The 23,765-nt window shown below is 56.4% G+C and carries 19 protein-coding genes; 9 read left to right on the top strand and 10 right to left on the bottom strand.

The genetic code is table 11. The features are described 5' to 3' along the window. Window positions 1–40: 40 nt before the first annotated feature. The 5 genes from ACVLVH_RS14880 to ACVLVH_RS14900 are packed head-to-tail and all read right to left on the bottom strand — an operon-like array spanning window position 41 to window position 7,270. Window positions 41–5,602 carry a trifunctional serine/threonine-protein kinase/ATP-binding protein/sensor histidine kinase gene (locus ACVLVH_RS14880; RefSeq protein WP_498949624.1) on the bottom strand — a complete coding sequence of 1,854 codons (5,562 nt, stop codon included), beginning with the start codon at window positions 5,600–5,602 and terminating at the stop codon, window positions 41–43. After that, window positions 5,599–5,985, bottom strand: a complete 387-nt coding sequence (locus ACVLVH_RS14885) for a response regulator (RefSeq protein WP_101760756.1) — start codon at window positions 5,983–5,985, stop codon at window positions 5,599–5,601. The genes ACVLVH_RS14880 and ACVLVH_RS14885 overlap by 4 nt, the downstream gene beginning before the upstream one ends. Before the next feature lie 41 nt (window positions 5,986–6,026). Further along, window positions 6,027–6,278, bottom strand: coding sequence for a XapX domain-containing protein (locus ACVLVH_RS14890; RefSeq protein ID WP_217546879.1), 252 nt, complete (start codon window positions 6,276–6,278; stop codon window positions 6,027–6,029). 2 nt (window positions 6,279–6,280) lie between these two features. Then, window positions 6,281–6,523: a DUF1427 family protein gene (locus tag ACVLVH_RS14895; protein ID WP_101760758.1), complete on the bottom strand. Its 243-nt coding sequence runs from the start codon at window positions 6,521–6,523 to the stop codon at window positions 6,281–6,283. A 54-nt stretch (window positions 6,524–6,577) separates the two neighbouring features. Then, window positions 6,578–7,270, bottom strand: coding sequence for a hydrolase (locus ACVLVH_RS14900; protein ID WP_462062796.1), 693 nt, complete (start codon window positions 7,268–7,270; stop codon window positions 6,578–6,580). A 196-nt stretch (window positions 7,271–7,466) separates the two neighbouring features. On the opposite strand from ACVLVH_RS14900, the gene ACVLVH_RS14905 reads away from it, so the two are divergent. Genes ACVLVH_RS14905 through ACVLVH_RS14920 form a run of 4 tightly spaced genes read left to right on the top strand, consistent with a single transcriptional unit; the run spans window position 7,467 to window position 12,237 of the window. Continuing rightward, window positions 7,467–9,344 (top strand): amidohydrolase, encoded by a 1,878-nt coding sequence (locus tag ACVLVH_RS14905; RefSeq protein WP_498949626.1) that lies wholly within the window; start codon window positions 7,467–7,469, stop codon window positions 9,342–9,344. Between the two features lie 3 nt (window positions 9,345–9,347). After that, window positions 9,348–9,767 carry a DoxX family protein gene (locus tag ACVLVH_RS14910; RefSeq protein WP_192413581.1) on the top strand — a complete coding sequence of 140 codons (420 nt, stop codon included), beginning with the start codon at window positions 9,348–9,350 and terminating at the stop codon, window positions 9,765–9,767. After that, window positions 9,754–11,379, top strand: a complete 1,626-nt coding sequence (locus ACVLVH_RS14915; RefSeq protein ID WP_110865975.1) for an MFS transporter — start codon at window positions 9,754–9,756, stop codon at window positions 11,377–11,379. The genes ACVLVH_RS14910 and ACVLVH_RS14915 overlap by 14 nt, the downstream gene beginning before the upstream one ends. Window positions 11,380–11,415: 36 nt before the next feature. Beyond that, window positions 11,416–12,237 (top strand): alpha/beta fold hydrolase, encoded by an 822-nt coding sequence (locus ACVLVH_RS14920; protein ID WP_101760762.1) that lies wholly within the window; start codon window positions 11,416–11,418, stop codon window positions 12,235–12,237. A 390-nt stretch (window positions 12,238–12,627) separates the two neighbouring features. Here the strand turns inward: ACVLVH_RS14920 and ACVLVH_RS14925 are convergent, their stop codons facing one another. Next, window positions 12,628–13,116 (bottom strand): GNAT family N-acetyltransferase, encoded by a 489-nt coding sequence (locus ACVLVH_RS14925; RefSeq protein ID WP_110865974.1) that lies wholly within the window; start codon window positions 13,114–13,116, stop codon window positions 12,628–12,630. Between the two features lie 94 nt (window positions 13,117–13,210). On the opposite strand from ACVLVH_RS14925, the gene ACVLVH_RS14930 reads away from it, so the two are divergent. Then, window positions 13,211–14,137: a LysR family transcriptional regulator gene (locus ACVLVH_RS14930; protein ID WP_498949629.1), complete on the top strand. Its 927-nt coding sequence runs from the start codon at window positions 13,211–13,213 to the stop codon at window positions 14,135–14,137. A 10-nt stretch (window positions 14,138–14,147) separates the two neighbouring features. On the opposite strand, the gene ACVLVH_RS14935 is transcribed toward ACVLVH_RS14930, so the two are convergent. Both ACVLVH_RS14935 and ACVLVH_RS14940 read right to left on the bottom strand, forming a co-directional pair. Further along, entirely contained in the window at window positions 14,148–14,573 is a 426-nt protein-coding gene (locus ACVLVH_RS14935; protein WP_110865972.1) for a thiol-disulfide oxidoreductase DCC family protein, read from the bottom strand. A gap of 45 nt (window positions 14,574–14,618) precedes the next feature. Next, a complete protein-coding gene (locus ACVLVH_RS14940; protein ID WP_498949742.1) occupies window positions 14,619–15,677 on the bottom strand; it encodes an NAD(P)H-dependent flavin oxidoreductase in 1,059 nt (352 codons plus the stop codon). Window positions 15,678–15,786: 109 nt separating this feature from the next. Between ACVLVH_RS14940 and ACVLVH_RS14945 the strand changes: the two genes are divergently transcribed. From ACVLVH_RS14945 to dcuR, 4 genes are all read left to right on the top strand, one after another. Next, window positions 15,787–16,341, top strand: coding sequence for a flavin reductase family protein (locus ACVLVH_RS14945; RefSeq protein ID WP_210080481.1), 555 nt, complete (start codon window positions 15,787–15,789; stop codon window positions 16,339–16,341). Between the two features lie 63 nt (window positions 16,342–16,404). After that, window positions 16,405–16,941 (top strand): peptide-methionine (S)-S-oxide reductase MsrA, encoded by a 537-nt coding sequence (msrA, locus tag ACVLVH_RS14950; protein ID WP_101760767.1) that lies wholly within the window; start codon window positions 16,405–16,407, stop codon window positions 16,939–16,941. A 109-nt stretch (window positions 16,942–17,050) separates the two neighbouring features. Then, window positions 17,051–18,676 (top strand): sensor histidine kinase, encoded by a 1,626-nt coding sequence (locus ACVLVH_RS14955; protein ID WP_192413590.1) that lies wholly within the window; start codon window positions 17,051–17,053, stop codon window positions 18,674–18,676. Further along, window positions 18,673–19,392 carry a two-component system response regulator DcuR gene (gene dcuR / locus ACVLVH_RS14960; protein ID WP_008102769.1) on the top strand — a complete coding sequence of 240 codons (720 nt, stop codon included), beginning with the start codon at window positions 18,673–18,675 and terminating at the stop codon, window positions 19,390–19,392. Before ACVLVH_RS14955 ends, dcuR begins: the two co-directional genes overlap by 4 nt. Here dcuR and ACVLVH_RS14965 read toward each other — a convergent pair. Then, entirely contained in the window at window positions 19,386–20,345 is a 960-nt protein-coding gene (locus ACVLVH_RS14965; protein WP_192413594.1) for an FAD:protein FMN transferase, read from the bottom strand. The two genes, dcuR and ACVLVH_RS14965, sit on opposite strands and share 7 nt — an antisense overlap. Window positions 20,346–20,396: 51 nt before the next feature. Continuing rightward, window positions 20,397–23,177 carry a flavocytochrome c gene (locus tag ACVLVH_RS14970; protein WP_101760770.1) on the bottom strand — a complete coding sequence of 927 codons (2,781 nt, stop codon included), beginning with the start codon at window positions 23,175–23,177 and terminating at the stop codon, window positions 20,397–20,399. Between the last annotated feature and the right edge of the window lie 588 nt (window positions 23,178–23,765).

Genomic DNA, 23,765 nt, shown 5'->3' on the forward strand with positions numbered 1-23,765 from the left:
GATTTTCCTCCCGCGAAATAGCGCGGGAGGATCAGATAAACTATTTCCCCAGATTTAATGGCAGGGTAAAGCTAAATACGCTGCCACCCTGTGGGCGGTTTTCCGCACTCAGCACACCACCATGACGTTTGATGATTTCATTACTGATGGTCAGGCCCATTCCCATTCCTTCCGCTTTAGTGGTGTAGAAAGAGTCAAATATCTTGCCGATAACCTCTGCCGATAATCCGCTGCCGTTGTCGGCAACCTCTATACGAATATGATTCGCGTCAGGATTGGAGGATGAGAGCCGCAGAATACGCGCTCCGGCATTATCTGCCATCGCCTCAATGGCATTAATCACCAGATTCAGCAGCACCTGCTGAATCTGTACGCGCTCGCAAAACACCTCATCCCATGGCGCTTTAATATCCAGTTCAAGTGCCACCGAGCGGCGCTCAAGTTCCAGACGCGACAAGGTTAAAATATCGCGCGCCAGCAGATGCAGCCTGGCCGATGCATACTCCGCGACATTATTGCGCGTCAGTGACTGCAGGCCGCGAATAATTTCGCCAGCGCGCCGCCCTTCGTTAATGATCTCCTCAATGCTTTCACTGGCTTTCTCCAGCTGAGCCGGATCGCGTTTCAACCAGCGCAGGCTGGCGCCAGCATTGGCCACAATCGACATCAGCGGCTGATTGATTTCATGGGCGATCGATGAGGTCAGCTGTCCTACCGTGGTGGCGCGCGCCACGCGAGCCAGCTCGGCCTGGGCAATTCTGGCGGCATCTTCGGACTGACGCTGCGCGGTGATATCCGTCAGCGTGCCGAAATATTCGGCGACATCCGGCCAGTTCTCCACCGGCTCACCGATGCCTTTGATATAACGGCATTCGCCGTCATCACGGATGATACGAAATTCAGCCTGCATGCTCACGCCATGCGCCACGCTGGATTCAATCAGCGCTTTCAGGCACTGAATATCGTCTGGATGTACCCGCCGCTGAAACTCGGCCATCGAGGTGCTCACCTGCCCGGCGGGCAGCCCCATGATGCGTTTATATTCGTCCGATATCAGCTGGATATCCGGCCCGAGATGCCAGTGCCAGGTACCGGTATTACTGATTTTTTCACCCAGCATCAGGGATGTCTGGCTGGCGCGCAGCTGTTTTTCAATTTTCCGCCGCTGGATGTTCTCCTCCACCAGCTCGGCATACAGCCGCGCCGTTTCCAGAGAAACCGCAGCCTGCGCGCCTAACATCGAGACAATGCGCGAGTGCTCCGCGGTGAAAACATCAGGCATCAGCCGGTTTTCCAGATAGAGCACGCCCACCATTTGCGCCTGGCGGAACATCGGCACACACATCACTGCCGCGCCAGAGGCAACCAGATAGTTATCCTGACTAAACGGGCTAAACACTTCCGGCCGACCGGTACGGATTTCCTGTCCGGTGCGGATCACCGCCGAGAGAATCGACAGCGGCAAATCAGTCGCTACCGGCAGTTCATTAACGATTTTGACTCTGACGCCCTCCACCGTGGAGGAGGCGCGCGCCTGAATTTCCGGCACATTGCCGTCGATGAGGCGGATCAAAATACAGTGCTGCGCGCCGGCGCGCTCCACCAACATCATCATCAAAATATGGATCAGCCGATCAAGATTGATCTCTTCGGTCAATGCGCGCATCGCCGTGACCAGGCTTTGCAGGTCGCTGATCACCGCGCTCTGCTCAAAGGTCACGGTGTTTAACGCGCTCTGCGGCGGGTGCGCCGCCAGATGCGGATAGTGCATTTCAAGCTGGCGCACCTTGGCGCCCGCGCCCCAGCGATCCCAGGCGGCAAGCGCGCCTTTGATGTAGCCCTCGGCGGCGAACGCCATGCCGCGCGCACTGGCGCAGCGCGCGGCCAGTTCGCATGCCAGACCGTTGATCGGATGAAACTGCCCTTTGCGCGACAGCTCAATGGCTTTTTCAAACTGCTCCAGCGCCGCGCCGCTGTTATCCTCCAGCCTGAGCAGTTCGGCGCGCAGTAGCGCCTCTTTGTCGGCGAAGGTGCCGGGGTTCTCCGTTGCCCAGGTGATGATTCTTTCAAGATGGCGCTGCAGTTGCTGCCGCTGCGTGGCATCAAGCTCATTCGGTTGCAGCGGTATGCTGAGTGAAAGCGCACTGTAGAGATGGAAATCCAGCATATGCACATGGCCGGGAATCACGTCTGTGAGCGGCGCAGCGTCGCTGAACTGGCGCTGAGCGGCGGCATACTCACCGGCAAAGAAGTGCGCCATGCCTTTATACAGCCGCGTCCAGAACTGCATCAAAAACAGCGGTTCAATGGCGTATTCGGGTTGCACCACATTTAGCGCGGGCGCATGGAAATCATCGCCGGACAAGGTCTCACCGGCTGGCTTACGCAGGAACATCACGTAATCCAGCTGCATGCCGAGTATCACTTCCACATCGCGATACTGCGCTTTGCGCACATAGACCATGCCGCGCATGATCGAAGTATGCACGCCATCAAGATGGTCACCGCGCGCCAGGCAATTCATGGTGAGATGACGCAGCGCCAGACACGCCGACGTGCGATCGCCAATATCAACCGCCACATCAAAAGTCGCTTTAGCGCACTCAATGGCGTAACTGAGCGGCATGGTCCAGACGCTCACCTGGTCCAGCGGCATCAGCGTGCGCGCTTTGTAGCTAACGAAGTCGTGCTTATACACCAGCTCGCGGGCCAGCAGCGCGCTGGCAAATCCTCGGCTGTATTCGTTGAACTGATCGCCACACACCACGCCGTACCAGGCAAGCGCCAGCGTGGAGGCACCGCTGATGCCCTTCTCCATCGTCAGATGCAGAAGTTTGCACAGGATGATGAACTGCAGCCGTGGGCTGATAAATGCGGCGAAGGTGCTGGCGCTGGCCATCAAATTCATCACCGCTTCGGTTTTATGGCAGGTCACTCGCGGCAGGGAACGGAAGCGCGTATAGGGATTTTTGCCAACCTCTTTTTTCAACCGTTGCCTGGCGACATCGCACTCGGCTTTATCCGGATAGCGCTGCAGATGAATGTCAAACACCGCCAGCCAGGCCAGCGCGGTTTCCAGCGCCAGCTGGCTGTCGGACTGACGCATATGAATTTCAGCAATTAGCGTCGCCGCTTCGGCTTTATCGGTGACCACACCGGGCGTGGCGAGAATCTCAGAGCTCAACGCCAGCGCGCCCGATAAGTTGCCGTTTAAAAACTCACACTCCGCTTGCTCAAACAAAAACGGGCCGCTCTCCTCCGCGCCTGACGCTGCGTTGAGCGCTCGGGCAGCGTGTAAGAAACGCAGCGCGGAAGCGTAATCGCCCATAATTTTCGCGCGTCGGGTGGCGTTTAATAACAGCAGACTAAACGCAGCGGCATCAGGCGCTAAAAGTGCGCGGTTTTGCAGCGTGATGGTGTGATGCGCGGCACTGAACAGCAGCGCATGCGCATTATCCTGGCGCGCGGCCTGCATGTAATAGCGCGCAGCGGCAAAGTGAAAATCATCTTTTGCCGCCGACGAAAGCAACTTCAGCGCGGCCTCATGCATGCTGTCATGCATAAAGGTGTAGCTGTCATCGGTCAGCGAGATCAGCCGGGCCTCAGCCGCAGGGCGCAGCGTGGCGCGAAGGGCGCTAAGCGCCGTATCGAGGATGCCGGCCAACACCGGCAGATCGCCGCTACTGCCGATACAGGCCAATCGGCCCAGCAGCTGGCGCAGCGGCAGCGCGAGCAACTGCAGCTGTTGCAGCACGCTGGCGGCAACGTTCGCGGTGTAATGGCAGTTTCTCAACGCGTGCGGATTGTAGGTCCATTTATGGGATGCAGCGTGTGTGATGTGGTGATCGCGCACCGCCTGGCGGTAAAACTCACGCGTGGCGAGCGGATTCCCAGCGGTTTTTTCATGGATGATCTGCGCCAGCTCGGTGGTCTCCGCGCTGCGCGTGTGAAAAATGCCGCCCAGCCAGCTGGCGATATTTTTCACCGACAGCGGCTCGGGCGTGATATCCACAATGCGCGTGGCCGCCGCACGAATGCGCTCCAGGCTGGCATCCACCGTCGGACAGGGCAACGAGGCGCGATCGCGATGAGAAATCACCAGCAATAAGGGAATATCGTCGCTGGAGCGCAGCAAATTCTGTAGCAGCTGCAAGGTCGCCTGATCGGCCCAGTGCACGTCATCAATCAGCAGGATCAGCGGCCGCCCCGGCACCGTAAAGGCTTTCACCAGGCTGCAGGCCACCAGATTCAGGCGATTGCGTGCATCTAACGAGCGTGCATCCGCCTGCACGCTGGCTTTGTGGTTGAGCAAGATGCCCAGTTCGGGCACCAGATTAACGGCCAGCCCAACATAATTCCCCAGTTGGCGCGTGATGTGTGTTTTCCAGCGCGCCAGCTCTTCGGCGGGCAACCCGAGCAGATGCAGCGTCAGCGATCGAAACGCCGAGGTAAAGACCGCGTAGGGCAAAATGGGCGAGTGCTGGTCGGCTTTGGTCACCGTCAGCAGCGCGTTTTTTTCCCGCAGAATTTTAAGCGCCGAGGCCATCAGCGCCGATTTTCCGGCACCGGGCGCGCCGCCAATCGCCACCATGCAGTGTTTCCCGCTGCTGCACACCTCATCAAACGCCGCCAGCATCTCGCTGGCCTGAGCATGGTCGCTGTACAGCACATCGGATAACAGCGTTGTGGTTGGCACATCCTGTAAGCCCAGCGCGAAGGATTCAACTACGCCGTCAGGCATCAGGTTGGATTCACAGCGGCGCAGATCGGCCAGCACGCCTTCGACGGTTTGATAACGCTGCTCCGGCGATTTGGTTAGCAGGCGTAAAATGAGGGATGAGAGTACCAGCGGCACATCTTTGCGCAGCCGGTGCGGCGGCAGCGCTTCGGAGGCAATGTGATGGTGCACCCATTCAGCCGCGCCCCCTTCAGCGCTGCCATAGGGAAGCTTGCCGGTGAGTAATTCGTAAAGCACGATGCCCAGACTGTAGAGATCGCTGACCCGGCTGACCGCGTGCGCGGTGCGCGAGGTATGCTCGGGCGACATGTAGGCCAGCGTGCCGCCGGTCACCGAGGCGCGCAGCGGCTGCTGTGAGTCCGCTTCGATAAACGCCAGGCCAAAGCCGCCCAGCACCACGTCGCCTTGATCGGTAAAGAAGAAATTGGCCGGTTTGATGTCGCCGTGCACCAAACATTGCTCATGCAGCTTGCTGAGCGCATTACACAGCAGCACGGCGCAGCTGATGAACTTCTGAATTTTACCCGCTGGCAGGCGCAGATAATCCGCCAGGGTTTGGTAGCGAAACGCGGGATAAATCAGGGCGTAGCGCCCCTGATATAACGTGTGGCGCAGCGGTTTTAGCGCCCAGCTTTCTGCTAATAAGGCGCGCAGCGCATACTCATTTTTCAGCAGTTGCGTTACCGGAAACTCCGCCTCTTCGGCCGCAGCCGTGGCCAGCACGAAGCGTTCATCGGAGATCGGGTGACGGCATTCGATCCACTCAACCTGCCCTTCCTGCGCCAGCGGGGTGAAAACGATGTCATCCGCCAGCACCAGCGCCGCGTCATCCGCGATATTTAATGACAGGAAAAGCGTGCTCATTGGCGCGCTGCCTGGGAGGAAAACGCCAGACGGATATGTTCAAACAGCAGGTCGATATCAATGGGCTTTCGCATAAAGGTGATCGCGCCTAGATGGATGGCATACCAGAGCATATTCTCATCGCCATTGCCGGAGATGATAATTCCGGGTGGGTTCTCGCGACGCTGTACCAGCGCACGGAACAACTCAAAGCCCGACATGCCTTTGAGCTCAACATCAATAATAAACAGCGCAGCGTCATTTAGCGCCGTCTCGTCCGCTAATAGCGCTTCAGCCGACTCAAATGCCTGCGTTGCGTATCCTTCCGACTGAAGCAGATTGCTCAAACCACTGCGAACCGATCGTTCATCATCAACAACGACAATGCGCTGCGACAGCTGCATGCTGTGTTCCTTAATTATTATTCACTGCCTGCGGCGCGTCCTCAGGAGGTTTTGTCACTCGATGGCGGCGTGCCGCTGATTTTAGGCACACACTCTTGACGAAACCAGGCCAGCGTGACCGGTTGACGGTTTATCAGGCGCTTACACAGCGGGATAATCTGTTCGCCGACCAGCATACCAAACAGACCAAGCAGCGCAATCACGGGCGGCGCTGGGGAATTGACGTCGATAACGGCATAAATGATGCCGACTAAAATACCGACCGAGAGCGATATCGCATAGGTTTTCAGCATGTTCAACCCGCCTGTTTTGCGGTGAGCGTGGCGGGAGGTAGCGGCCTGTCAGCGGCCATCGCGCGTGAGGTTTTATCGACGGGCGCTACGGGATGCGTCAATTTTCCACCCAGCGAACTGCCCACAATCATGCCCAGCAAGCCCACCAGCGCCACGGCGGGCGGCGCCGGCGATCGCACGTTGAGCAAGGCGTAAATCAGGCCGATAAACACACCCGCCGCCAGAGAAATCAGTAAAGGACTCACCGGTCCTCCTTGAAAAAGAAAGGCGAGCCCGTAAGCGCTCGCCTGGGTGACGATTTAGCGAACGGGCGCAGCAACCGGTGCCAGCGTGCGATGCTCGCTCTTCTGACGCGATGGCGCTTTGTGCACCATGGTGTAAGCGTAATCAACGCCGATGCCGTAAGCACCGGAGTGCTCTTTCGCGATATCCATCACCGCGTTGTAGGTCTCTTTGTGCGCCCAGTCGCGCTGCCACTCCAGCATCACCTGCTGCCAGGTCACCGGGATCACGCCCGCCTGAATCATGCGCTGCATGGCATAGTCGTGCGCTTCTTTGGTGGTGCCGCCGGAGGCGTCAGCCACCATGTAGATCTCATAGCCGCCTTCCAGCATGGCGCACAGCGCGAAGGTGTTGTTACACACTTCGGTCCACAGACCGGAAACCACAATTTTCTTCTTACCGTTGGCCGCCAGCGCATCACGCACTTTCTGGTCATCCCACGAGTTCATCGAGGTACGCTCAAGAATGTCCTGGCCGGGGAACACATCCAGCAGCTCCGGGAAGGTGTTGCCTGAGAAGCTCTCGGTCTCCACCGTGGTCAGTACGGTAGGAATGTTGAACACCTTCGCCGCTTTTGCCAACGCGACCACGTTATTTTTCAGCACCTGACGGTCGATGGACTGCACGCCAAACGCCATTTGCGGCTGCTGGTCAATGAAGATGATCTGGCAGTTATGCGGTGTCAGTACTTCTAATTTACTGGTTGTCATTTTTGTATGCCCATTGAGGTGAATGTCTGGGCGCAGTGTAAGAACCTTTGGGCACACGAACCATTATCTATAGGTATAACTATACGAAGGTATACCTATCCTTTTGTATAACTAGACGCTTTCCGCACCGCCTGAACATAATCCCACCCAGTATTTCACCTGCGAAATTGGCAGGACCTCTTATTCAGGAGATTTTATGGTTACGTTAGGCAAAGCAGACATCATTTTGACCAATGGGCGATTTCATACCGTCGATCGCGGCAACCCGATTGCCGAGGCCGTGGCGATGCGCGATGGCAAATTTCTCGAAGTGGGTAGCCTGGCCGACGTGATGCAGCATCACTGCGAAGGCACCAAAGTGATTGACCTCAAAGGCCATACCGCCATTCCCGGCCTGAATGATTCCCACCTGCACCTGATCCGCGGCGGCCTGAATTACAACCTCGAACTGCGCTGGGAAGGCGTGCCCTCGATCGCCGATGCGCTGCGGATGCTGAGAGAACAGGCGCTGCGCACGCCGTCACCCCAGTGGGTGCGCGTGGTAGGCGGCTGGACCGAGTTTCAGTTTGCCGAGCGTCGCATGCCGACGCTGGATGAGATCAACGAAGCCGCGCCCGATACGCCGGTGTTTATCCTGCATCTGTACGATCGCGCCCTGCTCAACCGCGCCGCGTTGAAGGTCGTCGGCTACACCAAAGACACGCCCAATCCGCCGGGCGGCGAGATCCAGCGTGACAGCAATGGCAACCCGACCGGCATGCTGATTGCGCGCCCGAACGCCATGATCCTTTACGCCACGCTGGCGAAAGGGCCAAAACTGCCGCTGGAGCAGCAGGTCAATTCCACCCGCCAGTTTATGCGCGAGTTGAACCGTCTGGGCCTGACCAGCGCGATTGATGCAGGCGGCGGTTTCCAGAACTATCCCGAAGATTACGAAGTCATTGCCGAGCTGCATGAGAAAAAGCAGATGACGCTGCGTATCGCCTACAACCTGTTTACCCAACGTCCGGGCCACGAGCTGGAAGACTTCGAGAAGTGGACCGACATGCTGACGCCGGGCCAGGGCAGCGACTATTTCCGTCACAACGGTGCCGGTGAAATGCTGTTGTTTTCCGCCGCCGATTTTGAAGATTTCCTCGAACCGCGTCCGGATTTGGCGCCCGGCATGGAAGATGAGCTGGAGCGTGTGGTGCGTCATCTCGTGGAACATCGCTGGCCGTTCCGCCTGCACGCCACTTACGATGAATCGATCAGCCGCATGCTGGATGTGTTTGAAAAAGTGAACCGCGACATTCCGTTCAACGGCCTGCACTGGTTCTTCGATCACGCCGAAACCGTGACGCAGCGTAACCTTGACCGCATCAAAGAGCTGGGCGGCGGCATTGCCGTACAGCATCGCATGGCGTTCCAGGGCGAGTACTTTGCCGAGCGTTACGGCATTGAGGCCACTCGCCATACACCGCCGGTGGCGGGCATGCTGGAGACCGGCGTGCCGGTGGGTTTAGGAACCGATGCGACGCGCGTGGCCAGTTATAACCCGTGGACCGCGCTTTACTGGCTGGTATCGGGACGCACTGTGGGCGGCATGCAGATGTACGACGTCAACGCGCGCCTCGATCGTGATACGGCGCTGATGTTATGGACGCAGGGCAGCGCCTGGTTCTCCAGCGAGCAAGGTAAAAAAGGCCAGATTAAAATCGGTCAGCTGGCCGATATGGTGGTGCTGAGCAAAGACTACTTCAGCGTGCCTGAAGAGGAGATCAAAGGCATTGAGTCGGTGCTGACCGTGGTGGACGGAAATATCGTTTATGCCGCCGGCGCTTTCAGCTCGGAAGCGCCGCCCCTCATTCCGGTGCTGCCGGAATGGTCGCCGGTGGTCAAGGTTCCCGGCCACTATCGCAGTGCGCCACCGACCGCCACCACACGCGTGGGCATGATGCAGCAAGCGCATCACTGCAGCGGCCCGTGCGGCGTGCATACGCATTCTCACGAGATTGCGCGCGGCGCCAACCTGCCGGTTTCGGAAGAGAACGCCTTCTGGGGCGCGCTCGGCTGCAGCTGCTTCGCCTTCTAAACCATGAAACATTCACTCTCACAGCCGCCTCGCATTGATGCGGGGCTGTTCTTCCTGCGCCTTACCGGCTGCCTGCTGTTGTTGCACGTGCACGGCTTGCCAAAGGTGTTCCATTTCAGTGAAGAACTGACGCGTATCGAGGATCCCTTTGGCCTGGGTGCCTACTTCAGCCTGCTGGCGGCGATCGTTGCTGAAGTGGTCTGCCCGCTGTTTATCCTGCTTGGCATGTTTACCCGCCTCGCCTGCCTGCCGATTATCGGCGTGCTGCTGGTGGCGATGCTGTTCGTCCATCCCAACTGGAGCATAGCGGAAGGACAGTTTGGCTGGCTGCTGCTGATCATCTTCACCACGCTGGCGCTGACCGGCCCCGGTCGCTGGCGCGTGTTTGGCGGCGTTTCGGAGGTTGTTCATGGCGCAGGTTAATGACATTCATGACATCCCCGAGGCGGATCTGCCGCCCGTTTCGCAGACGGTTTCACCATGGCAGCCGCTGCGCCAGCGCGTGTTCCGCATGCTGTGGATCGCTACCGTGGTATCCAATGTCGGTTCATGGATGAACGACGTAGGCGTTAACTGGACCATGCTGACACTGAGCGCCGATCCGCTCTCGGTGGCGCTGGTGCAGGCCGCCAGCAGCTTACCGATGTTTCTGTTTGCACTGCCGTCTGGCGTGATGGCGGATATCGTTGACCGGCGTAAATACCTGCTGTTCTCGCAAATCTGGGTGTTTATTGCCGCCGCGAGCCTGACATTCCTTTCCTGGGCAGACCTGGTCACACCGATGGTGCTGCTGATTGCGGCATTCCTGCTGAGTACCGGCGCGGCCATGAGTTCTCCGCCCTTCCAGGCCATCGTGCCGGATTTGGTCAGTAAGGAGGAGCTCGGCCCGGCGATTGCGCTTAACTCGCTCGGCATTAACATCAGTCGCGCTATCGGCCCGGCGCTCGGCGGCCTGATTCTGTCGTTTGCCGGTCCGTGGATGGTGTTTCTGCTGAATGCGCTTTCGGTACTCGGCGTGTTTCTGGTGCTGTATGTGTGGCAAGCACAGCCCAGCGTGCAGCGTTTGCCGCCGGAGCACTTCTTCCCGGCGGTGCGTGCCGGCGTGCGCTATGTGCATGCTGCGCCGGTACTGCGCAATGTGCTAGTGCGCACCATCGCTTTCTTTGTGTTTGGCAGTGCCGGTTGGGCGCTGTTACCGCTGGTGGCTCGACGCGAACTGGGCCTCGGGCCCGGCGGCTACGGCATTATGCTGGGTTGCATCGGCATCGGCGCGATTTGCGGCGCGCTGCTGTTGCCGCGTATGCGCAAACGCTTTAATCCCGATCAGCTGATGGTGCTGGCGAGCCTGATGTTTGCCATCACTCTGCTGGCGCTGGCGTTTATTCGTCACCTCTGGTTGCTGAATGCGTTCGAGTTCTTTACCGGCTTTGCGTGGATTGCAGTGCTTTCCACCCTCAATCTTGGCGCGCAGCGCAGTGCCGCCAAATGGGTGAAAGCCCGGGCGCTGGCGGTCTATCTGACGGTGTTTTTTGGCTCGATGACGTTAGGCAGCGCCATTTGGGGACAGCTGGCATCGACATTCAGCATTCCATTGTCACTGACTGTCGCCACTGTCGGCATGCTGCTGGCGAGCCTGACGGTGCTGCGCTGGCGGCTGGATCAGGATCCGGATCTGAACCTCGACCTCAGCACGGTCAGCGATCCCTTGCCCGAGCTGGAGATTCGTCACGATCGCGGGCCGGTGATGGTCAGCTATCATTATCAGATCAACCGCAGTGATGCGCATGCCTTTGCGGTGTGCATGCAGGATATGCGTCGCGTCAGACGACGTGGTGGCGCGCTGAACTGGTCTCTGTATGAGGACATGCTGCAACCCGACATGTTTGTTGAGACCTTTGTGGTTGGCTCATGGATGGAGCATCTGCGTCAGCGCGAGCGCTATACCATGAACGATCAAAAGATTCAGAACCGCGTGCTGGGATTCCATCAAGGCACTGCAGCTCCGGAAGTTCGTTATCTCGTGGCACCTGAATAAGGCGCTTTCATTCATCGACATTAATAAGGCCGAAACATGAGCACATTTAAGACGCAGGATGGTACGCAGATCTATTTCAAAGATTGGGGTACCGGCAAGCCGGTGCTATTCAGTCACGGCTGGCCGCTCGACGGGGATATGTGGGACAGCCAGCTGAATTTCCTGGCGGAGAAAGGCTACCGCGTTATCGCTTTTGATCGCCGCGGCTTTGGCCGTTCCGATCAACCGTGGGAAGGCTACAACTACGATACTTTTGCATCGGATATTAACGACCTGATTAGCCATCTGGATCTGCAAAACGTGACGCTGGTGGGCTTCTCAATGGGTGGCGGCGATGTGGCGCGCTACATCAACAATTACGGCACAGCGCGCGTGGATAGCTTAGTGCTGCTGGGCGCGGTGACACCGATCTTCGGCAAGGCCGATGATTATCCAGCAGGCGTCGATTTGTCGGTGTTTGAAGGCATTCGTCAGGGCTTACGTAAAGATCGCGCGCAGTTCATCAGTGATTTTGCCACACCGTTTTACGGCACCAACGCCGGTCAAACGGTTTCAGAAGGCGCGCTGACGCAGACGTTGAATATTGCGCTGCTGGCGTCACTAAAAGGGACGATTGATTGTGTTACCGCGTTCTCGGAAACCGACTTCCGTCCTGATATGGCAAAAATCGACGTGCCGACGCTGGTGATTCACGGCAGCAACGACCAGGTCGTGCCGTTCGAAACCACCGGGAAAGTTGCCGCCGAAATGATCGCCGGCGCGCAGCTGAAAGTGTATGACAACGCACCGCACGGCTTTGCGGTAACGCATACCGATCAGCTCAACGCCGATCTGCTGACGTTCCTGCAATCGCTTTAACGGGAATAACATTAATCGGCCGGTTTGGCCTAATACTTGTCAATTATGAAAGAGTTTGGCTTAAGGGCTGCATTAATCGTGCGGGCTCTGACACATCTGCTGCGTCACGCACTGAAGCGTCGAAGCGGGCCGGGGGCAATTTGGGGCCGGCAATTCGCAGCGCTGAACGAAGCGAGGAAGCCAGGAGAGCCCGCAGGACGCGGGCGAAAGGCGAAGCCGGGACAGGGAAGTCCCGTCTTCGCCGGTCCGTTAGGCTGACGAGCGAAGTGAAGGAACCGCGTTAGCGGCGCGAGGACAGCCGGCCCAAAAGTGCCACCGGCCTGCACACTCGTCGTTGGCCTGGCTGACATGAGCATTAGGCCATTTTGGCGGGCCTTTTGTGGCAGAGAACTATTGCGGCGTGGCGGCAGCAAATTTCTCTAATGCCGCCCCGTCGAGCCGATAACGCACCCACTCATTTAACGGCAGCGCATCAATACTGAGATAGAACTCTCTGGCCGACTGATCCCAATCTAACGCACTCCACTCAATGCGGTTGCACTGATGATTGACCGCGTGCTGCGCGACATACTGCAGCAGCGCTTTGCCTGCACCGAGGCCGCGAAAATTGGGCGAGAAGTACAAGTCTTCCATATAGAGTCCGCGCCGCCCCAGCCACGCCGAGTAGCTGCGGGTAATCACTGCGTACCCGGCGGTTATGCCATCAATCTCGCACATCAACGCTTCGCTATGGCTTTCGGGATTGAATAGCGTCGATCTGATCTCTTCCACGGTAGTTGATGACGACTGTAATCCATGTTCATAAACCGACAACTCAGCAATCATGTCGTAAATGGCGTCCGCGTCATCAGGATTGGCTGGCCGAATAGTCATCTTCATGCATTATTTCTTATTTAATCAGATTGATGCTGCCCAGCATAATGGGTATTGTTCGATGAAATAAGTGCAATAAAATCAATGATAGGTGAATTTCATGCATCATGTGCTGCGTCGACTGGACTTGAATCTCCTCCCCGTTTTCGACGCAGTTTTCAGACATCGTTCGGTCAGGCTGGCGGCGATTGAGCTCAGTTTGAGTACTTCCGCGTTAAGCCACGCGCTGTCCCGATTACGTGAGTTTTTTAAAGATCCGCTGTTCTACCGCGAAGGCCACAAAATGTGTCCCAGCGTTTATGCCTGCCAGCTGGCGCCCTATATTGCCGAAACGCTATCCGGGTTAAATCGGCATCTCAGTCCGCTGAAGCCTTTCGATCCGCTGACCAGTGATGACTGTTTTAGAATTGCGGTAACGGATTACACCGCTTTTTGTGTCTTTCCGCGGCTGATGCATGCGCTGACTGATACGGCACCCAATCTGAGTTTTGAACTCTGCCATTTGCCGCATAATCCGGCGCTGATTGAATTACTGGCGGGTGAAATCGATATGGCGCTGAGTTTTAGCGAGCCGGATAGCATGCATCATCCCGATCTCGAAGAGACCGATTTATTCAGTGATGAATTTATGGTGATTGCCAATGCGCGACGCAGCAGTCTGAATCTTGACGATTATCTTGCCGCCGGGCATCTGGTGGTTACGCCGTGGAATGAAAAGCAGGGAATGCTGGATTCCCATCTTGAGCGCATTGGCCTTAAACGCCGCATCGCCATCAGAACGCCATCGATGCTGAGTGCGCCCTTTATTATCGCGGAAAGTGAATTGCTGATGGCGATCCCGTCTTTCGTTGCCAGTAAAATCAAACAGGCCGCCGATGTGACCTCATTCAGGTTGCCGTTTCCCGCACCAAGATTCACCGTGAAAATCTATTCACACAAACGCAGCGGTAAACGGGAACCTACGGAATGGATTAAATCGATGATGGCTAAAACCATTTCGCAGCAAGCGTACCGCTTCGAGGATTAACGGACGATTTTTACTGGTCTAAAAATCGTCCGTGATAATCGGATTTAATGGGGTAATGCTCGTTGTAGCGACCAAAAAGCCGATAGCGATTTAGCGCGATGCGGTCGTAACAATAATTGCTGATAACGTCAGGCATAAACCTCACGACAGACAAAACGCGCCACGGCCACGGCATATAGTGCATGATGCGGAAAATTGCCTGCGCACGGAGCCAATGATTTTGCCCATCAATTAGGACGATGGTGCGAATATCTTCATCTGGCAGACCGACAAAACGTAATAGCGCTTTCCCCTGCTCACTCTGAACCGCCGCAAAACGTACATGGCGTGGAATGCGGTGACGCAGGAGAAACATCACCCACGCGTTGCACAGTTTGCATACGCCGTCGTATAAAACGACCTGTTCTCCGGGATTTATCCCGGCTGGGTTTGTCATCATCGTCTCCTCAACCATAGAGATAGTCGCAGCAGAAAAGCTGCGTTACGCCGCCTGCCACTCCGCCACCAGCGTGTTAATTAATTCTGCCCCCGGCATTTCCCGCGCCAGCGCGGCGCCCTGCCCGGCCCACTGCGCGCCAAAGCCGTGCGCGCCTTTAGCGGCGGCGGCAGCAGCGAGCGCTTTGCCCAGCGCGTAGGTGAGTGGATAAGGGGGAATGGCATCCTGCGCGAACTCGCGCGCCAGCTGGCAAAAATCGTTGGTGAGACATCTTGCCGATCGGCCAGAAATGGCGGCAATCATCTCGGTGCTGTTGGCCTGCGCGCTTTTCAGCGCCTGACGATATGCCGCGTTGGCGGCGGATTCCGGGCACAGAATAAACGCCGTACCCAGCTGTACACCCGCCGCGCCCAGCTTGAGCATCGCAGCCATGCCCGCGCCATCCATCACGCCGCCGGCGGCAATCACCGGCAGCCGCGACGCCCGGCGAATCGCCTGCACCAGCGTAAAGGTGCTGAGCTGCTGATCGTCATTTTCTGGATGGAATATCCCGCGATGCCCGCCCGCCTCAATACCCTGCGCCACAATAAAATCGATGTCGGCGGCTTCGATGGCACCTGCTTCAGCAACGCTGGTGGCGCTCGCCAGCGTGATAATGCCGCGACTTTTCAAGCGCTGCACAACAGCGGCGGACGGCAAGCCAAAGTGGAAACTCACTGCGGCGGGCGCGGTGTCCAGCAGGACCTCCAGCATCGCGTGGTTATCCACAAACGTTTGATAAATTTCTGACAGCGCATCGGGCGGTGTCGCTTCATAGCGAGCAAACACCGGCTTGAAACGTGCGATCCACGCCTGTTCTAACTGAGGATTGCGCTGCACCGGCGCGTGGCAGAAGACGTTGACGTTGATGGGCGCGGCTGTCAGGGCGAGCGTTGTGCGGATCATGCTATCCGCCTGCTGCGGCGTTGAGGCGCCCACGCTGATCGAACCCAGCGCGCCGCTGGTGCTCACCGCCGCCGCCAGTTCCGGCGTCGAGACGCCCGCCATCGGCGCCTGAACGATCGGATAGCGAAGGTTAAGGGTCTGACACAGGATGTTGTTCATATTATTGGCCTGTTGGTAAGAGGTAGCCGATAACATGCCGCGATTTTTCGGCTCGGTAAAGGCTGGCATCTACACTTAATGTGTCTGTACCTACAACAGGAGAATCCCGATGCATAAAATCGACTTTCCGGTAAGCAAAGCGCGGAAGTATCTGGAGCCGGGTCCGGTGGTGCTGCTGAGTTCCCAGTTTGAGGATCATCGCGACATCATGACGCTCGGCTGGCACACCATTCTGGAGTTCTCGCCGTCGCTGGTTGGCTGCATGATTGCCGGCGGCAATTACAGCCATGAACTGATTCGCCAGAGCGGCCAGTGCGTGATTAACGTGCCGTCGGCCAATCTGGTGGACAGCGTGGTGGCGATCGGTAACAGCCACGGCGATCGTCTCGATAAGTTTGATGCCTTCAATCTGACGCCCGAACCGGCCAGCGTGGTCAATGCGCCGTTAATCGGCGAGTGCTTTGCCAGCTTTGAGTGCCAGCTGTATGACGATTCCATGGTAGATAACTACAACTTCTTTATCTTTGAGATCGTTAAAGCGCATGTAGCTGAAACGCCGGAGTTTCCGCCGACGCTGCACTACACCGGCGAAGGACGCTTCAGCGTGATGAGCAATTTGCGGCTCGACAAGCGCGGCGACTTTAAGCCTGAAATGTTAATTTAACTGCTTGAATTGATATGGGCTTGCCCCCACTTTGATTCTTTCGCCCTGACAGGAGTAGATATAATGGCAACCGAATATGCGGTGATCGCAGGTGGCTGTTTCTGGTGTACTGAAGCAGTGTTTAAAGATGTGATTGGCGTGGAGTCAGTCGAGAGTGGATATACCGGCGGCGCACGCCCGAATCCAACCTACGAGCAGGTGTGCAGCGGTGCGACCGGCCACGCAGAAGCGATTCGCATCGGTTTCGATCCAGAGCAGGTGAAGTACGGCGATCTGCTGGATATCAGCTTTGCCACCCACGATCCCACTACGCTGAACCGCCAGGGCAACGATGTTGGCACCCAATATCGCTCTGCGATTTTCCCGGCGAATGCTGAGCAGGAAGCCGAAGCGATTGCCGCGATTGCGCGCGCGCAGGAGAACCTGAGCGATCCGGTGGTGACCACCATCGAGCCGCTGAAAGAGTGGTATGCGGCAGAAGGTTATCATCAGGATTATTGGCAAGGCGCGGGTCAGCGCAACGGCTACTGCATGGCGGTAATCCCACCGAAACTGCAAAAGCTGCGTAAGAGCTTTGCGAATCGCGTTAAATCGAGTTAATTCAGTACCGCCAATGTCGAGGCCGCCACGAATGGCGGCCTTACATGGTGCGCGACCTTCTTCTGTTTATCCGTCATAATATGTGCCCTCTTCTCCTCCGAGAGCGATCATGTCTTCTTCACAGCAAGGAACCGCGGCGCGCAAGCAGCCGATGAAGCTTAATACGCTGGTCACCCTGATGCTCAGCGCAGTGATTGTGCTGGTGCTGCTCAGCGTGCATATGTTCTATTTCTTCCAGATTGGCGCAGCGACCCGCGCGCAGCTGGAAGATAAAGCCATGGCGGTGGCGCGCACGCTGGCCGACTCACCGGAAATCCAGCGTGCATTGGCGTTCCCGCCGGATGGCACGCGCATCCAGCCGATCGCCAAAGCGGTGGAAGAGACCAATAATTTGCTGTTCATTACTGTCACCAACATGGACGGCATCCGCTATTCGCATCGCAATCCTGAACTGATTGGCAAACACTTTATCGGTGACGATCTGGAGCCCGCGCTGCGTGGCCATGAAAACGTCTCGGTGAATAAAGGTTCGCTGGCGAAAGCGCTGCGCGTGTTTACGCCGGTGTACAACAATCAGCATCAGCAGATTGGCGTGGTGGCGATTGGCATCTCGCTGGATGCCGTTTCGGTGCAGATCAACGAGAGCCGCTGGAGCATCCTGTGGACCATCTTTATTGGCACGCTGGCCGGCGCCATCGGTACTTTTGTACTGGTGCGCGTGCTGAAGCGCATTTTGTTTGGCCTCGAACCCTACGAAATTTCTACTCTGTTTGAACAGCGTCAGGCGATTCTCAACTCGCTAAAAGAAGGCGTGGTGGCGATGGACGATCAGGCGCAGGTGACGCTGGTGAATCAGGCGGCGCGATCGCTGCTAAACGATTCGATGGGCACCATCAGCGGCGACCGCATCTACGATGCCTCAGTGATTAACGATCATCTGCGGGATGTGCTGCACAGCGGGCGGGCGCGGCGTGATGAAGAGTTGAATGTGAATGGCCGCGTGTTGCTAAGCAATACCGTGCCGGTGCGCACGCAGGGACGGATTATCGGCGCGGTCTGCACCTTCAGGGACAAGACGGAAATCAGTCAACTGATGCAGCGTCTGACGGGCATGGTAAACTACGTCGATGCGCTGCGTGAGCGCTCGCACGAATTTATGAACAAGCTGCATGTGATCCTCGGCCTGCTGCACATGAAAAACTACACGCAGGTGGAAAGCTACATTCTCAAAACCGCCAATAATTACCAGACGGAGATCGGTTTCCTGCTCGATAAGATTAAGTCGCCGGTGATTGCTGGTTTCTTGCTGAGCAAAATCAACCGCGCGTCTGATTGCGGCCATCGCCTGACCATCAGCGATGCCAGCTTCCTGCCCGACAGCGGCAATGAGCAGCAGATGGCGGCGCTGATTACGGTGATCGGCAATCTGATTGAGAACGCGCTGGATGCAATGAGCGAGCAGGTAGAAGGCGAGATTCACGTGATGCTGCACTACCAAAACGGTTGGCTGACCTGTGAAGTGAGTGATGATGGTCCGGGCATTGAAGCCGATCATCTCAGCACCATTTTCGAAAAAGGCTTCTCCACCAAAGGTGAAAACCGCGGTGTCGGGCTGTTTCTGCTGCAGCAGCAAACCGAAAATATCGGTGGCAGCGTGAGTGTGGAGTCAGAACCCGGCGTGTTTACCCAATTTTTAGTCCAACTTCCCTGGGATGGAGGAAACCAATCCGCATGATCAATGTGTTAGTGGTCGATGATGACGCCATGGTCGCCGAGCTTAATCGCGCGTATATCGGCCAAATTCAGGGCTTTCACTGTTGTGGCACCGCCTCAACCTTGAAGCAGGCGAAAGAGATCCTGTTCAATAGCGATACTGCGGTCGATCTGGTGCTGCTGGATATCTATATGCAGCAGGAGAATGGCCTCGATCTGTTGCCGGAGCTGCGCACGGCGCAGAGCGCGGTGGAAGTGATCATCATTTCGTCGGCGGCCGATGCGGAGAATATCAAAACCTCGCTGCACTACGGCGTGGTGGATTACCTGATCAAACCGTTCCAGTTCCCACGTTTTGAAGAGGCGCTGACCGGCTGGCGGCAGAAGAAATCGCTGATGGACAATCAGCATTACTATCAGCAAGCGGATGTGGATCTACTGATTCACGGCAGCCCGGCAACGCAGCATGACAATAAGCGCCTGCCAAAAGGCTTAACGCCGCAAACGCTGCGCACGCTGTGTCAGTGGATTGATGCGCATCCGGGGCATGAATTTTCGACTGACGAACTGGCAGCTGAAGTGAACATCTCGCGCGTGTCGTGTCGTAAATACCTGATTTGGCTGGCGCAGATTAATATTCTGTTCACCAGCATTCACTATGGCGCGACCGGCCGTCCGGTGTACCGCTATCGCCTGCAGCCGGAATACCATTCGCTGCTGCAGCAATATTGTCAGTAACGTAGCTGCCAGTCGACATCGAGCTGCTGGAAGTGAAAGTGCTGCGGCGAGGAGCAGATGATCTGCCGATCGCGCGTGACAAACACCGCGTCGATGTCGGGCTGGTCAGCGAGATAAGCCAGCCCTTGCTCCACGCCCATGCCAAAGAGCAGCGTGGTGTAGATATCGCCATCAATCGAGCGATCGGAAATCACCGTCACGCTCAGCAGTTCGTTATCAAGCGGATAGCCGGTTTGCGGATCAAAAATATGATGCCAGCAGCGGCCGTCCAGTTCGAAGTAGCGCTCATAAATCCCCGACGTCACCACCGATTTGCCCTGCACCTGCAGCACGCCTAACAGCTCATCATCACGACCAAACGGCTTTTTCAGGCCAATGCCCCAACCCTGCGGCTCGTGCGGCGGCGAACCCAGCGTTTGCACATTGCCGCCCAGATTGATCAGCGCCTGCTGCACGCCCTGCTGGCGTAAAAACGCCTGCACGCGATCGGCGATGTAGCCTTTGGCGATGGCGCCAAGATCGATCTCCATGCCTGGCTGTTGCAAAAACACTGAGCGATCGGCGGGATTGAGCACGACCTGATGCGGATCGGTCAGCTTCAGCAGGGATGCGATTTCTGGCGCAGGCGGCACCGCACGTCCCTGAAAACCAATTTTCCAGCGCTTCACAATCGGCCCAATGGTGAAATTGAAGGCGCTGTCCGGCAGTAAACTCACGGCGTGTGCCACGCTAATTAACGCAAACACCGCTTCGCTGACGATCACCGGATGGTGGCCTGCGGCGTGGTTGACCGACATCACTTCGGATTCAGCGCGGTTAACGGTGAACAGGTTTTCCTGCTGTTTAATCAGTTGAAATACGTGGCGGGCAAGCGTGGGATTGTCATCAAACAATTTGAGCAGAATGGGCGAACCCATCAGAACGGCAGAGTAAGAAAAGACGCCAGCGGTCATTGCATGCCTCTAAAGAAAACGATGCCCGCACAAGGCGGGCATCTTTACAGCTTAGTGTCCTAACGCTAGTTTAGCCGCGTTGTGACCGGCTTTGATACCGAAGATAATGATATCGGCCACCGCGTTGCCGCCGATGCGGTTGGCGCCGTGGATGCCGCCGACCACTTCACCGGCCGCCCATGCGCCTGGAATCACCTCTTTCTGCGCATCCAGCACCGCGGTATCGGTGTTGATGGTCACGCCGCCCATGGTGTGATGCACGCCCGGTGCGATACGAATCGCAAAGTACGGACCTTTATTCAGCGGGTGACGCAGCGCGGTTTTACGACCAAAGTCTTCGTCATCCTGCTTCGCCACGAACTCGTTGTAACGACCGAGCGTGGTTTGCAGCGCTTCCTGATCCATGTTGAGTTTCACCGCCAGCTCGTGTGGCGTTGGCGCGCTGATGACAAAGCCTTTAGCGATGTATTCGTCAGCCGCTTTGTTATTGGCGCGTACCTGCTCGTCAAACACAATCCACGCACTCTTCTCAGGCAGCGCGATGATCTCAGCGGACACTTTGTCACGGGTTTCCATTTCATTGTAGAAACGCTTGCCTGCCTGGCTCACCAGAATCGCCCCGCCGCCGCGCATTGCTTCGGAAATCAGGTACGACGTGGTTTGCTCAACCGTTGGGTGAATCTGGATTTCCCCCATATCCACGGTATCCGCACCGATGTGTTGCAGCATGGCGATGCCGCTGCCGGTGGCGCCTTTATGGTTGGTGGTGACGAAACCGTCCAGCTCAGGGCGATATTTCACCACCATTTCGCGGTTGGCACTGAAGCCGCCGGTCGCCACAATCACGCTTTTGGCGTTAATAATGCGGCTGTCGTTATACTCATCCACCACTTTCACGCCGGTGACCGCACCGTTTTCCACTAAAATTTCGGCCACTGAGGTTTCCAGCAACACTTCGATATTGCGCAGATTAACGTTTTTCACCAGCCCGCTGATCAGGAAGCCGCCGACTGCCGAACGATCTTCCGGACGGTGCGTACGATCGATGCTCATGCCCCCGGTGATGGTGATGTCGCACAGCTCGATGTCTTTGGCGGCCAGCCACTCAATCGCTTCGGGCGCCTGCTCAACAAATTCGCGCAGCAGCACCGGATTGTTTTTGAATTTGCCGCCTTTCAGCGTCTCTTCATAGAACAGCTCTTTGCTGTCTTCAATGCCTTTCAACTTCTGATAACGGGTTTCCGCCGCGTTCATACCGACCGAGGCTTTGATGGTGTTACCGCCGATGGTGGGCATCTTCTCGATGATCACCACGCGTGCGCCATCGTCATGCGCCTGAATCGCCGCCGCCAGACCAGCACCGCCGGTGCCCACTACCACCACATCGTAATTCACCGGTGCGTTCGGGTTACCGCCCTCTTCAATCACATACTCTTTGCTTGAGGTGGTCATGGCACGCGATACCGCTTTTTTCAGCGCTTCACTCTGCGTGGTGGCGCCAGTGATGGCGTCAACGTGCGGGCTGTTCGCCACCAGAATGCGTTCACGCAGACTTTCGAAGGTGCTGGTGAAGTCGACGTCGAGGCTCGGATCCGGCACCAGCGAGATGTCGGTAATACGGTCGGTGTCGAGGGTAACGTTGATTTTCAGCTTCAGCGCTTCGGCTTCGACTTTCGCCTGATAAACGCCCGCTTTGTATTTACGGCCGGTATCGCTGACGTCGCGGATCATCGCATCCACCAGCGAGAAGCGCCACAGCGGTTCCGGGATAGTCAACTCTTCGCGCTTGGTGCTGTCGATATACAGCTCCATGTGCTGATTCTTGATGACGCGATCGGTCCAGTCCGGATAGGCGATACAGGCTTTGCCCACCGCTACCAAGTCGAAACCGTGCTCCAGCGCATTCTCGGCATCTTCTTTATTGACGACGCCGCCGACGCCGATGACCGGCACTTTCGCCAGGTTAGGCGAGCGCTGTGCCAGATATTTGGTGATCAGTGGCGTTGGGTCCTGAGTATCAACAATCGATGGACGCAGCAGCTGACCAACCGAGAAGTGCACGTAATCGAGACCGCGTTCTGCCAGTTTCTCCAGCAGATAGAGCGTGTCATCCCAGCGGATGCCCGGCACTTCCAGCTCTTCCGGTGAGAAGCGATAGCCGATGATGAAGTCTGCCGCAGCGAAGCGGTCAGCCATTTTGTGGGTGATTTCCAGCACTTCCAGTGGGAAACGCGCGCGATTGTCGCGACTGCCGCCCCATTTGTCGTCGCGCTGGTTGGAGTTTGGCGAGTAGAACTGCTGGATAAGATAGGTGTTGGCGCCGTGAATCTCCACGCCGTCGAAGCCGGCTTTGATCGCGCGGTTCACCGCATCACCAAATTTGGTGATCATCACCTCCACTTCTTCTGCAGTCAGCGCCTGAGGTTGAGTGGCACCGTCGCGCGGTGCGGCGATGGCGCTCGGTGCGACCGGGGTTTTACCGCCGATCAGCGCCGGTTCAACCATACGGCCGCCGTGATAAATCTGCAAAATCGCTTTGGAGCCTTGCGACTTGATGGCGTGGGCGATTTTCGCCAGGCCTGGGATTTTGTTGTCGCTGTCGATACCGAGCGCGCCCGGAAACGCAGGGCCGCGGTTATCAATAAAGCAGCACTCGACAATCACGGTACCGATGCTGCCAGCGCGCACGCGATAATATTCGACAAGGTCACTGGTAACACCGCCATCGTAATAACCGGTACAGGTGGTCATCGGTGCCATAACCAGTCGGTTTTTAAGCACCGCACCTTTCGGTAACGTAAGCGGATTAAGAATCGGGGTGAGCGTATTCATGATGAGCAACTCCAGAATTAAGAAACTTGGTATTCAATTCTTTGGCGGTTCGGAGAATTTTATAATTATTTGAGTGGTCCGATTTCATGGCGTAAATATAGCATTTTATTTACTTACATAACCTTATTCGTTAGTTATATAAGTTTTACGCATGAAAATAATATTTGTGGCTTATTGCTAAAAGCTGCGCTCCGCTAAGTTTTAACCAAGACTTGACAAAAATCAACTTTTTCCTTACATTTAAAACAAATCTAGTCTTATCATAAAGATAAATCGTCTCCTTTCTCTGTTTTTTGCTTGATTTGTGCCGTTTTATTCATCTCACACAGTTAATTTTCACCTAATGGTTCGTTAATTAAGGCGCACAGGTTTAAAGCAAAAAAATCACCAATAAATTTTATTGATCTAGATCAAAATAGATATTTTAATTAATCGCATCATAAGCGCATCCATTAGATAATTCGCGCATCGAATTTTGTAAATGGCGATTTATTAAGACTCAGTTTTAAATGTCACGACTAATCTGTTAAAAGGGTTTTGTAACTAAAAAAACCAGCTTGGTTCGGGGCGTATATCCGCATTCTCCAT

Source organism: Kluyvera sp. 1366 (genome assembly GCF_054823405.1).